This is a genomic window from Azospirillum sp. VT-I1 (assembly GCF_055698305.1).
The window spans coordinates 1,723,662-1,736,247 of sequence record NZ_CP168800.1; the positions used below are offsets into that span (position 1 = coordinate 1,723,662).

The 12,586-nt window shown below is 66.9% G+C and carries 14 protein-coding genes; 1 reads left to right on the top strand and 13 read right to left on the bottom strand.

The window, feature by feature from the left end; translation table 11 throughout:
* Positions 1 to 9: 9 nt before the first annotated feature.
* Complete coding sequence (locus AB8P05_RS08320; RefSeq protein WP_472757606.1) at positions 10 to 1,128, bottom strand: NAD(P)H-dependent flavin oxidoreductase; 1,119 nt, start codon at positions 1,126 to 1,128, stop codon at positions 10 to 12.
* A 53-nt stretch (positions 1,129 to 1,181) separates the two neighbouring features.
* Positions 1,182 to 2,417, bottom strand: a complete 1,236-nt coding sequence (locus AB8P05_RS08325; protein ID WP_472757607.1) for an aspartate kinase — start codon at positions 2,415 to 2,417, stop codon at positions 1,182 to 1,184.
* Between the two features lie 183 nt (positions 2,418 to 2,600).
* Here AB8P05_RS08325 and ubiG point away from each other — a divergent pair, with 183 nt between their 5' ends.
* Positions 2,601 to 3,395 carry a bifunctional 2-polyprenyl-6-hydroxyphenol methylase/3-demethylubiquinol 3-O-methyltransferase UbiG gene (gene ubiG / locus AB8P05_RS08330; RefSeq protein WP_472757608.1) on the top strand — a complete coding sequence of 265 codons (795 nt, stop codon included), beginning with the start codon at positions 2,601 to 2,603 and terminating at the stop codon, positions 3,393 to 3,395.
* A 164-nt stretch (positions 3,396 to 3,559) separates the two neighbouring features.
* On the opposite strand, the gene AB8P05_RS08335 is transcribed toward ubiG, so the two are convergent.
* The 11 genes from AB8P05_RS08335 to AB8P05_RS08385 all read right to left on the bottom strand — a co-directional run bounded on the left by AB8P05_RS08335 (position 3,560) and on the right by AB8P05_RS08385 (position 12,567).
* Positions 3,560 to 4,000, bottom strand: a complete 441-nt coding sequence (locus AB8P05_RS08335) for a type II toxin-antitoxin system MqsA family antitoxin (RefSeq protein ID WP_472757609.1) — start codon at positions 3,998 to 4,000, stop codon at positions 3,560 to 3,562.
* Entirely contained in the window at positions 3,997 to 4,335 is a 339-nt protein-coding gene (locus tag AB8P05_RS08340; RefSeq protein ID WP_472757610.1) for a type II toxin-antitoxin system MqsR family toxin, read from the bottom strand. Before AB8P05_RS08340 ends, AB8P05_RS08335 begins: the two co-directional genes overlap by 4 nt.
* A 191-nt stretch (positions 4,336 to 4,526) precedes the next feature.
* Entirely contained in the window at positions 4,527 to 5,072 is a 546-nt protein-coding gene (locus AB8P05_RS08345) for a Uma2 family endonuclease (RefSeq protein WP_472757611.1), read from the bottom strand.
* 152 nt (positions 5,073 to 5,224) lie between these two features.
* Positions 5,225 to 5,683, bottom strand: coding sequence for a PTS IIA-like nitrogen regulatory protein PtsN (ptsN, locus tag AB8P05_RS08350; RefSeq protein ID WP_455172781.1), 459 nt, complete (start codon positions 5,681 to 5,683; stop codon positions 5,225 to 5,227).
* 34 nt (positions 5,684 to 5,717) lie between these two features.
* The gene (gene hpf, locus AB8P05_RS08355; protein ID WP_455172782.1) at positions 5,718 to 6,308 is read right to left on the bottom strand and encodes a ribosome hibernation-promoting factor, HPF/YfiA family; all 591 of its coding nucleotides are present in this window, start codon (positions 6,306 to 6,308) and stop codon (positions 5,718 to 5,720) included.
* A gap of 137 nt (positions 6,309 to 6,445) precedes the next feature.
* Positions 6,446 to 8,062: an RNA polymerase factor sigma-54 gene (rpoN, locus tag AB8P05_RS08360; protein WP_472757612.1), complete on the bottom strand. Its 1,617-nt coding sequence runs from the start codon at positions 8,060 to 8,062 to the stop codon at positions 6,446 to 6,448.
* A gap of 33 nt (positions 8,063 to 8,095) precedes the next feature.
* Positions 8,096 to 8,893 (bottom strand): LPS export ABC transporter ATP-binding protein, encoded by a 798-nt coding sequence (lptB, locus tag AB8P05_RS08365; protein ID WP_455172784.1) that lies wholly within the window; start codon positions 8,891 to 8,893, stop codon positions 8,096 to 8,098.
* Positions 8,890 to 9,762 (bottom strand): LptA/OstA family protein, encoded by an 873-nt coding sequence (locus tag AB8P05_RS08370; RefSeq protein ID WP_472757613.1) that lies wholly within the window; start codon positions 9,760 to 9,762, stop codon positions 8,890 to 8,892. Before AB8P05_RS08370 ends, lptB begins: the two co-directional genes overlap by 4 nt.
* Positions 9,759 to 10,481 carry an LPS export ABC transporter periplasmic protein LptC gene (gene lptC / locus AB8P05_RS08375; RefSeq protein ID WP_472757614.1) on the bottom strand — a complete coding sequence of 241 codons (723 nt, stop codon included), beginning with the start codon at positions 10,479 to 10,481 and terminating at the stop codon, positions 9,759 to 9,761. The genes AB8P05_RS08370 and lptC overlap by 4 nt, the downstream gene beginning before the upstream one ends.
* Positions 10,482 to 10,533: 52 nt before the next feature.
* Positions 10,534 to 11,583: a KpsF/GutQ family sugar-phosphate isomerase gene (locus tag AB8P05_RS08380; protein WP_455172787.1), complete on the bottom strand. Its 1,050-nt coding sequence runs from the start codon at positions 11,581 to 11,583 to the stop codon at positions 10,534 to 10,536.
* Positions 11,584 to 11,940: 357 nt separating this feature from the next.
* The gene (locus AB8P05_RS08385; protein WP_012972732.1) at positions 11,941 to 12,567 is read right to left on the bottom strand and encodes a ribonuclease D; all 627 of its coding nucleotides are present in this window, start codon (positions 12,565 to 12,567) and stop codon (positions 11,941 to 11,943) included.
* Positions 12,568 to 12,586 lie beyond the last annotated feature (19 nt).

Genomic DNA, 12,586 nt, shown 5'->3' on the forward strand with positions numbered 1-12,586 from the left:
GTCATGTCGCTACAGCGCTCCCACGGGCGGCTCCGCCACCATGTCCCCCAATCCCACCAACGATGCCTCATCACTCGCCCGCCGTGCCAGCGCCGATTCGGCCTGGGCGATCAATTCGGCGAGGATATCGGCCACCGGCTGTTCGCGGGTGACAAGCCCGACGCTCTGGCCGGCCATCAGGGATCCGGTCTCCACGTCGCCCTCGATGACCGCGCGGCGCAGGGCGCCGGCCCAGAAATGCTCGATCTCCAGCATGCCCTCGTCGCGGCTCATGGCGCCGGCATCGACCTTGGCGATGACCTCGCGCTGGAACTCCATGAAGCGCTTGGACGCCTCGTTCGCCAGCGCCCGCACCGGGATCACCGGAAAGCGCGGGTCGATCTGTACCGACGGCTGGGCATCGCGGGCGGACGCCCGGATGAAGGCCTGCTTGAAATTGGGATGGGCCACGCATTCGGTGGCGCAGACGAAGCGGGTGCCGACCTGAACGCCGGCCGCCCCCAGCTCCAGGTAGGAGAGGATGGCCTCGCCCCGGCCGATGCCGCCGGCGACGAACACCGGCACCTCGCGCAGGTCGGGCAGGATTTCCTGGGCCAGCACGGTGGTGGAGACCGGGCCGATATGGCCGCCGGCCTCCGTCCCCTCGATCACCAGCGCGTCGACGCCATGCTTCACCAGCCGCCGACCGGCGACCAGCGTGGGGGCGAAGGCCATCGCCTTGGCCCCGCCGTCCTTGATGCGGCGCAGGGTGGCCCCGGACGGCAGCCCGCCGGCGACGACCACATGGCCCACACCCTGCTCGCGGCAGACGTCGAGCAGCTGGTCCAGCGCCGGGTGCATGTTGATGACGTTGACGCCGAACGGATTGTCGGTCAGCGCCCGGGTGGCGGCGATCTCCACCGCCAGCTGGTCCGGGGCCATGGAGCCGCAGGCCAGCACGCCGAAGCCGCCGGCGTTGGAGATGGCGGAGACCAGATGCCGTTCCGACACCCAGCTCATCGCACCGCCCATCACGGCGGTGCGGGTGCCGAGGAAGTCCCGGCCCCGCTGCCAGAGCCGGTCGAGACGCGCCAGATTGGGCCGTTGCCGGACCGATCCTGCCGCCGCGTGCGATATGGCGTCGGTCATGGCCGGCCCTTTCCTGCTGTTGCGGTCCCCGGCACCCGGGTCCCCACCTGCGCTCAGGCGGCGTCCAGGCCGTAGGCGGTGTGCAGCGCGCGCAGCGCCAGCTCCGCATACTCCTCGGCGATCAGGACCGAAATCTTGATCTCCGACGTCGAGATGACCTGGATGTTGATGCCCTTGTCGGCCAGCGCCTTGAACATGCGCTGGGCGACGCCGGCATGGCTGCGCATGCCGACGCCGATGACCGACACCTTCACCACGTTGGCATCGGACACGATGCGCTTGTAGTTCAGGGTGGACTGCGCGTCCTCCAGCACCTTCACGGCGCGGGCCAGATCGGCCTTGCCGACGGTGAAGGTCATGTCGGTGGACTTGCCGTCTTCCGACACGTTCTGGACGATCATGTCGACGTTGACCGCGTTGTCGGTCAGCGGACCGAAGATGGCGGCGGCGACGCCCGGCTGGTCGGCGACGCCCACCAGAGTGACCTTCGCCTCGTCGCGGCTGTAGGCGATGCCGCTAACAACTTCCTTTTCCACGATCTCGTCCTCGTCAACAACCAGGGTTCCGGGAAGCGAGCTGCCCGCCGCCGCTTCGAAGCTGGACAGCACCTGCACGCGCACGCGGTGGTTCATCGCCATCTCGACCGAGCGGGTCTGAAGCACCTTGGCCCCCTGCGAGGCCATTTCCAGCATTTCCTCGTAGGTGATCTTGTCGAGCTTGCGCGCCTTTGCGACGATGCGCGGGTCGGTGGTGTAGACACCGTCCACGTCGGTGTAGATGTCGCAACGGTCGGCCTTCACCGCCGCCGCCAGCGCCACCGCGGAGGTGTCGGAGCCGCCGCGGCCCAGCGTGGTGATGCGGCCCTCGTTCGACACGCCCTGGAAGCCCGCGACCACGGCGACTTCGCCGGTCTGCAGGGACTTCTCCATCTCGGTGGTGTCGATGGAGACGATGCGCGCCTTGCCGTGCGTATCGTCGGTGCGGATCGGAATCTGCCAGCCGGCCCAGGAACGGGCGGGAATGCCGAGCGACTGCAGGGCGACGGCCAGGAGACCGGAGGTCACCTGCTCGCCGCTGGCGACGACCGCGTCATATTCGCGCGCATCGTGCAGCTTGTCGATGTCGTTGCAGTATTTGACGAGCTGGTTGGTCACGCCGGACATCGCCGACACGACGACGGCGACCTGATGTCCCGCCTTGACTTCCTGCTCGACCTTTCGGGCCACGTTCTTGATGCGGTCGATGTCGCCGACCGACGTGCCTCCGAACTTCAGGACGATCCGCGCCATACCTCACACCATGTCTGGCCGCCCGGTCATGCCATCTGGATCATGCCATCTGGATCATGCGGGTCGGCTGAGCGCACCCCCGCTCCACCGTTGCCGGCGCGGGGCGGCGTATCCATACTCCGTCGGTGGAAGCGAGGCAAGTTGCCCGCGTCCGTCCCGCCTCACAGTTTACGGATTTTCACCATGACCGCGTCCTCCTCCGCCTTCCCGCATGCATCCGCAACCGCTCCTGCCGGCGGTATCGGGGGCGGAACCGTGGATCCGGAGGATGTCGCCCGCTTCTCGGCCATCGCCGCCGAATGGTGGGACCCGACCGGCAAGTTCAAGCCGCTGCACCGGCTGAACCCGCTGCGCCTGACCTATATCCGCGACAGCGTGTGCAAGCGGCTGGGCCGCGACCCGCTGGCGCCGAGCCCGCTGGCGGGCCTGCGCGTGGTCGACATCGGCTGTGGCGGCGGCCTGCTGGCCGAGCCGATCGCGCGGATGGGCGCCACCGTGGTCGGCGTCGATGCGTCGGAAAACAACATCAAGACCGCCGCCACCCATGCCGCCGAGACCAGCACGACCGTCGACTACCGCGCCACCACCGCCGAGGCCCTGGCCGCCAGTGGCGAGACGTTCGACGTGGTGCTGGCGATGGAGGTGATCGAGCATGTCGCCGACGTGAGCCTGTTCGTGAAGTCGCTGTCCGAGTTGCTGGCGCCGGGCGGCGTCCTGTTCCTGGCGACGCTGAACCGCACGCCGAAGTCCTTCGCGCTGGCCATCGTCGGGGCGGAGTACATCCTGCGCTGGCTTCCCCGCGGCACCCACAACTGGCGCCAGTTCCTGCGCCCGTCCGAACTGAACGCCGCCGTACGCACGTACGGGCTGAGCGTACGCGACCTGACCGGCATCACGTACAACCCGCTGAGCGACGAGTTCCGGCTGAACGCGCGCGATTTGGACGTGAACTACATGGGCTGGGCGGAGCGGGGGTGAGAGTTTGTAAGCTTTTGGAATCAGCCATAAGCCGAAAACACCAAGGACCGCCAACTCTGAGTAGCGGTCCTTGGGCATCGAACACGCTTGATATCAATGGTACACTTATCGCGAACGACTGCCTCTGAAATAGTGTCGGCCAGCCACGCAGCTGGGCACCAACGTTACGCTGCCGACTTGTCGGTGGGAGCGATTTCATTCAGCCGGCTCGGATCTCGATCCAAAAGCCTGAGCAGATTGGCCATGGCTCGCGAGGGGATTTCTCGACGCTTTTCGTATTTGTTGAAAGCAGCAGGTCCGCCACCAAGCCTCCTGCCCGCCTCATCCTGCGTCAGTCGCAGTTTTTTCCGGATTCGCTTCACCTCGGCAGCGGGCAGCGAGCCATCGACAACGGCCTTAAAGTCCATGAACGCCGCCTCAGTCGCAAGACTGTCTGAGACAGACAGCAGACTATCACCACACGAAGTGCAGTACCAAGCGGGTTGATCCAGTATGACTGACTGGTCGCGATATTTGAACTCCATAGGGCGGCTATCTCGGACCATTTCGCCACCACAGTCGCAATGCGGGTTTGGCTTTGCATTGTCGGTGTTGGTCATCGTCATGATCCCTCGTCCTTTTCCTTGAACGACAGTAGGCGGAACTCGCATACAGCGTCAGCGCGAAACTTGATATAGATCGTTAACTTATCTTCATATGGGAAGTAGTAAACGTCCTGCCACTCCTTACTGTTGCCGATAGTGGTCACAGAGTGATTGAAGTGGTTTGTGGTGAGGGAAGCGATAACGTTTCCCATTTGGGCAATACCAAAGCCTATGGAGCGAGCGCCCTTGATTGCACTGCCGGCAATCACACCATTGTCGCCCTTCGATTTGATCTCTCGGGCAACCACTGCCTGAAAGCTAGCCAGAGCATAGGTTGGTTTACGCTTCGTCGACATACCTCAATCGTGCCATGAAGATGGGAGGCCTACAAGCAAAAACAACCTTATCGGTTGTTTTTGCCGTGTTTGGGGTTTGGCTGGCGTCAATTGCACGCCCGAAGTATCGCCTCGCCGATAGAGACAGCAAATAAGGCGGCATGCGTTGCTGCTAAACTGAGACGTGTCAAAGAGGCGATTCCTGACCACCCTCAGTCCTCGTACACCGCCTCCAGCGGAATGGTCAGGTCCAGCGACGCCAGCATGACCGGACCCTCGCGCAGCACATCGACGGTCCAGCCGCCGCCGTCGCGGCGGTACACCTCGACCAGACGCTCGGTCTGCAAGACCAGGACGATTTCGCGTAGGGACGGGATTTTCTGGTAGTTGGTCCGCTTCTCCCGCCGGTCGATGGCCTCGGTGCTGTCGGACAGCACCTCCACGACCAGCACCGGGTCCTTGACCACATAGGGATCGTCGTCGCCACCGGCGCAGGTCGCGACAAGGTCGGGATAGTAGAAGGCGTTCGCCGCCTCGACCCGGACTTTCACGTCGTTGGCGTAAGCCTGGCATCCGCGGGCGCGGGCGGCCTGCCGCAGGGCGACGAACAGGTTGCCGACGATGGTCGCATGCCGGCGGCTCGCCCCGACCATGGCGAAGATCTCGCCATCGACATACTCATGACGCACCTCGGCCGTCCGCTCGGCGGCGAGATAGTCCTGCGGCGTAATCCACGGCTTGCGCGATATGCCCGCCATGGCCTTGGCCCCCGTCGGTCGTGTCGGCTTGCCGGTATCCTACCAGCCCATCCGGCCCCACACCACTTGGTGCATCCGGCCCTAAAGAAAAAGGGCCGCGCACAGCCCGTGCAGCGGCCCTTCGGCATCTTGGTTCCCGCACCGGCGACCCGTCAGTTGGACGGGCTCGGCTCGTGCTGGGTCAGGAGCGCGTACATCGCGTCGCCGGACTGGGCTCCGCGCAGCTTTTCGCACATGGACTGGTCCCGCAGAAGGCGCGAGACGCGGGCCAGAGCCTTCAGATGGTCGGCTCCCGCCTGTTCCGGGGCGAGGAGGAGGAAGATCAGATCGACCGGCTGCTCATCGATCGCGTCGAAATCGATGGGCCGCTCCAGGCGGGCGAAGACGCCATGGACGCGGTCCAGGCTGGACAGCTTGCCGTGCGGGATGGCGATGCCATGGCCCACGCCGGTCGTGCCCAGCCTTTCGCGCTCCAGAAGCACGTCGAAGATCGCCCGCTCGTGCTGACCGGTCAGCTCGGACGCTTTGCGCGCCATCTCCTGCAGGGCCTGCTTCTTGTTGCCGGCCTTCAGGTTCGGGAGGATGGCGTGCGGAGAGATGAGGTCGAGCATGACGCTTCTAGACCAGTGGGACGGGTCGGCGCCGTCAGGCGCCGGCCTTCTCCGCCGGATCGACCCAGCCGATGTTCCCGTCGGCGCGGCGATAGACCATGTTCAGGCGGCCATGCGCACCGTTGTGGAACATCAGGGCGGGGGCCTGCGCCAGCTCCAGGCGCATCACCGCCTCGCTGACCGACAGGGTGGCGATGCTCGTCTCCATCTCCGCCACGACCATCGGCTGGTGGGCGCCGTCGGCGACCGTCTCGACCTCGTCATGCTGCTCGTCGGCGTCGGCCTCCAGCACGCGGTAGTTCGCGGGCATGGCGGCGCCGTTCTCGGCGGCGTGGTGGTCGCGCAGGCGGCGCTTGTAGCGGCGCAGGCGCTTGGCCAGCTTGTCGCAAGCGATGTCGAAGGCCGGATACGGCTCGGTGGCGTCACCGGCGCTCTGCAGCATGATGCCGCGACCCACATGGGCCTGGATGTCGGCCTTGTAGAGGTGCGCGTCCTTGGTCAGGATCACGGTCGCTTCGATCGGCTTGTCGAAGTACTTGCCGACGACGGCGTTCAGGCTATCGGCCACATGGGTGCGCAGAGCGTCGCCCACGTCGAGCTGCTTGCCTTTGACGGTGAGTTGCATGGTGGAACGTTTCCAAAAATTGGTCCGCTGGGGACGGTGTAGAGACGACGTGTGGAGATGCGGTCCACCGCGTGCGGGCCGGGACGATAGGCAAGGGCCACCAGACTGTCAATCGAGCCCTCCCCCGCCGAACCTGCCTACATGCGTGACATCTTGGCACGGCGTCGCTGCACCGATGACGGTATTTTCATCGCTTCACGATACTTCGCGACCGTCCTTCGCGCAATGTCGATCCCTTCGGCACGGAGAATCTCCACCAGTTTGTCGTCCGACAGCACGTCGTCCGGCTTCTCGGCATCGATCATCGTCTTGATGCGGTGCCGAACCGCTTCCGCGGAATGGGCGGCCTGGCCGTCCGCACCCTGGATGGCGGAGGTGAAGAAGTATTTCAGCTCGAAGACGCCGCGCGGGGTCGCCATGAACTTGTTGGTGGTGACGCGGCTGACGGTGCTCTCATGCATGCCGATGGCCTCGGCGATGTCGCGCAGGATCAGCGGCCGCAGGTGCGAGACGCCATGGATGAAGAAGGCGTCCTGCTGGCGGATGATCTCGCTCGCCACCTTCAGGATGGTGGTGGCGCGCTGGTGCAGCGACTTGACCAGCCAGTTCGCCGACTGGAACCGTTCGGAGAGATACTCCTTGTCGGCCTTCGACTTGGCGCTGTCGGAGATGCGGGCGAAATAGCGGTGGTTGACCAGCACCCTCGGCAGCGTGTCCGGGTTCAGGTCGATCAGCCAGCCGCCGCCGGGATTGGCGCGCATCAGGATGTCGGGGGTGACCAGCTGCGCCGGGGTGTGGTCGAAGGCCAGCGCCGGCTTCGGGTTCAGCTTGCGGATGTCGGCGACCATGTCGGCGACGTCCTCGGCATCGACGCCGCAGACCTTCATGATGGCCGGCAGGTTGCGGGCGGCCAGAAGCTCCAGATTGTCGAGCAGCGCCGCCATGGCCGGGTCCAGCCGGTTCTTCTCGCGCAGCTGGATGGCGAGGCATTCCTTCAGCGAGCGGGCAAAGATGCCGGGCGGGTCGAAGCGCTGGCAGGCGGCCAGCACCCGTTCCACCCGGTCCACGCCGCAGCCCAGCTGCTCGGCCAGCGCCTGGGCGTCGAAGCCGATCAGCCAGCCGGCCTCGTCCAGCATGTCGATCAGGGCCAGCCCGATCAGCTGGTCGCCATGGTCGGGCAGGTCGATCTTCAGCTGCTCGGTCAGGTGGTCGCGCAGGTTCTTTTCGCTGGTCAGCGTCGCTTCAAGGTTGCTGTCGTCATCCTCGAAACCGCTGCGGCCGCCGCGCTCCCCGTAGGAGCCGTAGACCTCGCTGCCGCCGTCCGACCCGTCGGAAAAGCGGTCGTCGCCGTAGACATTCTCGAAATCGGTGTCGAGCGGCGCTTCCGACGAGGAGGCCAGCGTGTCCGAGGAGGTCATCTCCACCGTGTCGCGGGTGCGCCCGTCGCTCATCGGCAGGGCCGGCCCGTCGTCGCGGCCGTTCAGCCCGTCGGCGCTGAGCCCGTTCGCCTCCATGCCGCCGGGACCGTCCAGTCCGCCGGGCGCCTCGCCGCCGGCCCCGTCGCCCACCGGGTCGCTGCCGCCGTCACCGGGGCCGCTGTCGCGCTCCAGCAGCGGGTTCTGCTCGATCTCGCGGTCGACGAAGTCCGACAGTTCGATGTTCGACAGCTGCAGCAGCTTGATCGCCTGCTGCAGCTGCGGCGTCATCACCAGGGTCTGGGCTTGTCGAAGATCGAGACGTTGAGCAAGCGCCATGGCTGTGGAACCGGGACCAGTGGAAACGGAGGGCTACAGACTGAACCGGTCGCCGAGATAGACCCGACGCACGCCCTCGTGCGCCACGATCTCGTCCGGCCGTCCCTCCATTAGTACCACACCATCGTGCAAAATGTATGCCCGATCGACGAGGTCGAGCGTTTCGCGCACGTTGTGGTCGGTGATCAGCACGCCGATGCCGCGGTCGCGCAGGTGGCCGACCAGCTCGCGGATGTCGTTCACCGCGATGGGGTCGATGCCGGCCAGCGGCTCGTCCAGCAGGATGAAATGCGGCTGTCCGGCCAGCGCGCGGGCGATCTCCACGCGCCGCCGCTCGCCGCCCGACAGCGCCAGGGCGGGGGAGCGGCGCAGGTGCGTGACCGAGAATTCGGCCAGCAGCTCGTCCAGCATCGCCTCGCGCGCGTCGCGGTCGCTCTCCACCACCTCCAGAACGGAGCGGATGTTGTTCTCCACCGTCATGCCGCGGAAGATCGAGGCTTCCTGCGGCAGATAGCCGATGCCGAGCCGGGCGCGGCGGTACATCGGCAGCGCGGTGATGTCCTGCCCGTCCAGCGTGATCGTGCCGGAATCGGCGGCGATCAGGCCGGTGATCATGTAGAAGCAGGTGGTCTTGCCGGCGCCGTTCGGGCCGAGCAGCCCGACCGCCTCGCCGCGCTGGACGCTGATCGAGACGTCGCGCACCACCGGCCGCTTCTTGAAGGACTTGCCGAGATGCTGCGCCACCAGCCCTTCGACCGGGGCGGATGCTGCGGCGTGCGAACCGGAAGGGGCGGGGGCGGCGCCGGGTCCGTTGGCGGTCAGCACGGTCACGGCTTCTTGCCTGCCGCGGCGCCGGGCTGGTCGCCGGTCTTTTCGCCGGGGATCAGCAGGCCGCTGACCCGGCCGCCGGCGTCGCGGCCGGCGATGACGCGGTTGATCTTGGTGTTCATGTTCATCTCGGCGGCTTCGCCGTTCAGCTGGTTGTCGCCGCGGGTGATCCTGACATTGCCGATCAGCACCGCCACATTGTCGGCCACCGAATAGACCAGCTTGTCCGACAGCGCCACATCGGTGGGGGTGGTGACGACGACGTTGCCGGATCCGTCGATCCGCTCCATCTGGGTGGTGCCGTCCGGCAGCTTCTTCAGCCGGCCGATCAGGACGTCGGCGCGCAGCCGGTCGGTGCCGCGCACCGCCACCGCGTCGCCGCGCGCCACGGTCAGCTCGCGTGCCTCGTAATATTCCAGGCTGTCGCGGGCGGTGACCACGTCCTTGTTGGTGACCAGCCTCAGGTCCTTGCCGGTGACGACGGCGACCTGCTTGTCGACGTCATAGACGCCATGGTCGCCGAACACCTGCTGGGTCGGGCCGACGATGCGGACATTGCCGTCGGCCACCAGCTGGAACACCTCGTTCCCCTTGCCGGGGACCTCGCGGTAATAGGCGGTCAGCACGTCGGCGAAGACGGTCGAGTCGTTGCGCTTGGCCGAGGCGTTGCCGCGCGCCACATAGGCGCGGACGTCCTGGTGCCATTCGATCGCCTGGTCGGCGTTGATCTCGACCGGCTGCTTGCCGCCCATGCCGGGCAGGCCCTGGGCGAAGGCCGGAGCGGCGAGCAGCAGCCCGGCGGCCAGCGCCACGGCGGCCGGGACCGCCGGCAGGGAGAAAACGGTTCTGAACGGCGACCGTTTGGACGTCACGGCTTCTTGCTCCCGGGGCGTTCGGCGGCCTGGACCTCGGCCTTCGACTGGTTGAGGAAGACGACATTCTTGCCGCGGTCCGTCATGCGGAAGCCCTTGGCGTTGATCTCGCCCTGCGGACCCTGGCCGGCCACCGCCTGGTCGCCCCAGGCGTTGCCCTTGCGGATGTCGGCCTCGGCCTCGCTGGTGGTGAACTCGTTGCCGTCGTCGCGCAGGACATGGACGTTGCCGCGCATCAGCAGGATGCCGGTGACCTGGTTGTACCAGCCCTTGTCGGACCGCATGGTCACCCAGGTGCCGGTGTTCTCGGTCATCTCCGCCTGCGGGTCGTCCAGCAGCACGATGTCGGGCTGGTCGGCCGACTTGTCGGCCTTGGCCGCCACCAGCGAGAAGGGCTGGTTGTGCTCGTCCAGGCTGAAATAGCGCGGCTTCAGCATCTCGCTCTGCCCGGCGTCGGCGGAGATGCGCGGGGTCGGCGGGCTGTTCAGCGACGGCCAGGCGGCAAGCAGCGCCACCATCGCCAGCGCCGCGGCCGGAAGCGCGAACTTCAGGGCCGAGACGAAGCGGCTGTGGAACCGGCTGACCGGGCGGGTGTCGCGCCGCCGGTGCGCGCGCAGCACCGCCGGCGGCTCCGCGGCGGCGGACACGCGGCGGGCCTCTCCACTCGCCGGCTGGGCGGTTCCGGTGCGGTCGGGGCTGCGCAGGTCGTCCAGGCTCAACTCTCTGTCCCTCCGGCTCGGCGCTTGGCTTCCATAATGGACAAGAACGCGGTCAGGCGGCGCCCGCGCGCAGGCAGTCGTGGATGTGCACGATGCCCAGCGGCCGGTCGTCCTCGATCACGAACAGGGTGGTGATCTTCTTCTCGTTCATCTCGCGCAGCGCCTCGACGATCAGCGCCTTCGGGCGGATGGTCTTGGGCCGCGGCGACATGATGCTGTCGGCGCGCTCTGCCAGAAGCTCCGGCGTCAGATGACGGCGAACGTCGCCGTCGGTGATGATCCCGACCAGCGCCCCCGCCTCGTCGGTCACCCCGACGCAGCCGAGCCGCTTGGCCGTCATCTCGAAGATGACGTCGGACAGCGGCGAGTCAAGACGGCACAGGGGCAAATCGGTCCCCTTGTGCATGATGTCCGTCACCTTCAGCAGGGCGCGGCCCAGCTGTCCGCCGGGGTGGAACTCGCGGAAATCGGCGGCGGAGAAGCCGCGCCGTTCCAGCAGCGCCACCGCGATGGCGTCGCCCAGCGCCAGCATCATGGTGGTGGAGGTGGTGGGCGCCAGGCCCAGCGGGCAGGCCTCCGGCACCGGCGGCAGGATCAGCGCCACGTCCGACTGCTCGGCCAGCGAGGAGGCGGCCCGGCGGGTCATGCCGATCAGCGGGATGCCGAAGCGGCGGGTGTAGGCGATGATGTCGGCCAGCTCGTGCGTCTCGCCCGAATTGGACAGCGCCACCACCGCGTCGTTCTTCGCGATCATGCCGAGGTCGCCGTGGCTCGCCTCGCCCGGATGGACGAAGAAGGCCGGCGTGCCGGTGGAGGCCATGGTGGCGGCGATCTTGCGGGCGACATGGCCCGACTTGCCCATGCCGGTGACGACCACGCGCCCTTCGATGCCGTTCAGCAGGTCGAGCGCCTTGAGGAAGGCGCCGTCGAGGCTGTCCGCCAGGGCGACCAGCGCATCGGCCTCCGTCCGTAGGACGCGGGTGGCGCAGGCGAGGTCGCGGTTCTCCACGGCGCTCGATTCCGTCGAAGCGGCGGAGTCGCCGGACAGGCTGGCGGTCAGGCCGGACGTGATAACGCTGGTCAAGGCTGTCATGCCTTCCATTCAAAAGGCCCGGTCGATGGGCCGTTCACAAACGCGCGCCCGCCGGGATGGCTCCCGGCAGGCGCGTCATGCAGTATGCCCACCCCCGGACCCCGGGTCAAATCCACGGCCGGTCAGGGGGCGGTATGGCTCCCTCTCCCGCCCCGGGAGAGGGAAGGGGCCCGCCGCAAAGCGGTGGGAAGGGTGAGGGGTGATCCAAGGAACCTTGCGGTCCGGGTTTCTTGGATCACCCCTCACCCTCCCCACTTCGTGGGTCCCCTCCCTCTCCCGGGGCTCTCAGCGGATCTTCGATCCGCCTGACGCCGTCAGCACAAACGAAGTTTGTGCGAGAGGCGGGAGAGGGCGATGATCAGGCCGTCAATGCGCCAGAATGTCCGGGGTTTCCCAGCCGCCGAGGTCCAGCTCGCCGCGGGCGGGCAGGAAGTCGAAGCAGGCCTGCGCCAGATGGGTGCGTCCCTCGCGCGCCAGCATGACGTCCAGCTTCGCCTTCAGGTCATGCAGGTGCAGCACGTCCGACGCCGCATACTTCATCTGGTCGGTGGTCAGCTCCGGCGCGCCCCAGTCCGAGGACTGCTGCTGCTTGGAGATTTCCACCCCCAGCAGGTCCTTGCACAGATCCTTCAGGCCATGGCGGTCGGTGAAGGTGCGGACCAGTTTGGAGGCGACCTTGGTGCAATAGACCGGCCGGCAATCGACGCCCAGATAGGCCTTCATCACCGCCACGTCGAAGCGGGCGAAATGGAACAGCTTGGTCACGCCGGGATCGGTCAGCAGACGCTTCAGGTTCGGCGCCTCGTACCGGCCGGGACGGAACTGCACCAGATGGACCGCACCGTCGCCGGCCGACAGCTGCACGAGGCACAGGCGGTCGCGGTGGGGGTTCAGCCCCATGGTCTCGGTGTCGATGGCCACGCAGTTGTCGCGGGCGCCGGCGGCGAGGTCGAGGCCGTCGGGGAGGTCGCCGTCATGAAGGTCGATGGGCATGGTCGCTTCCCGGGTGGTC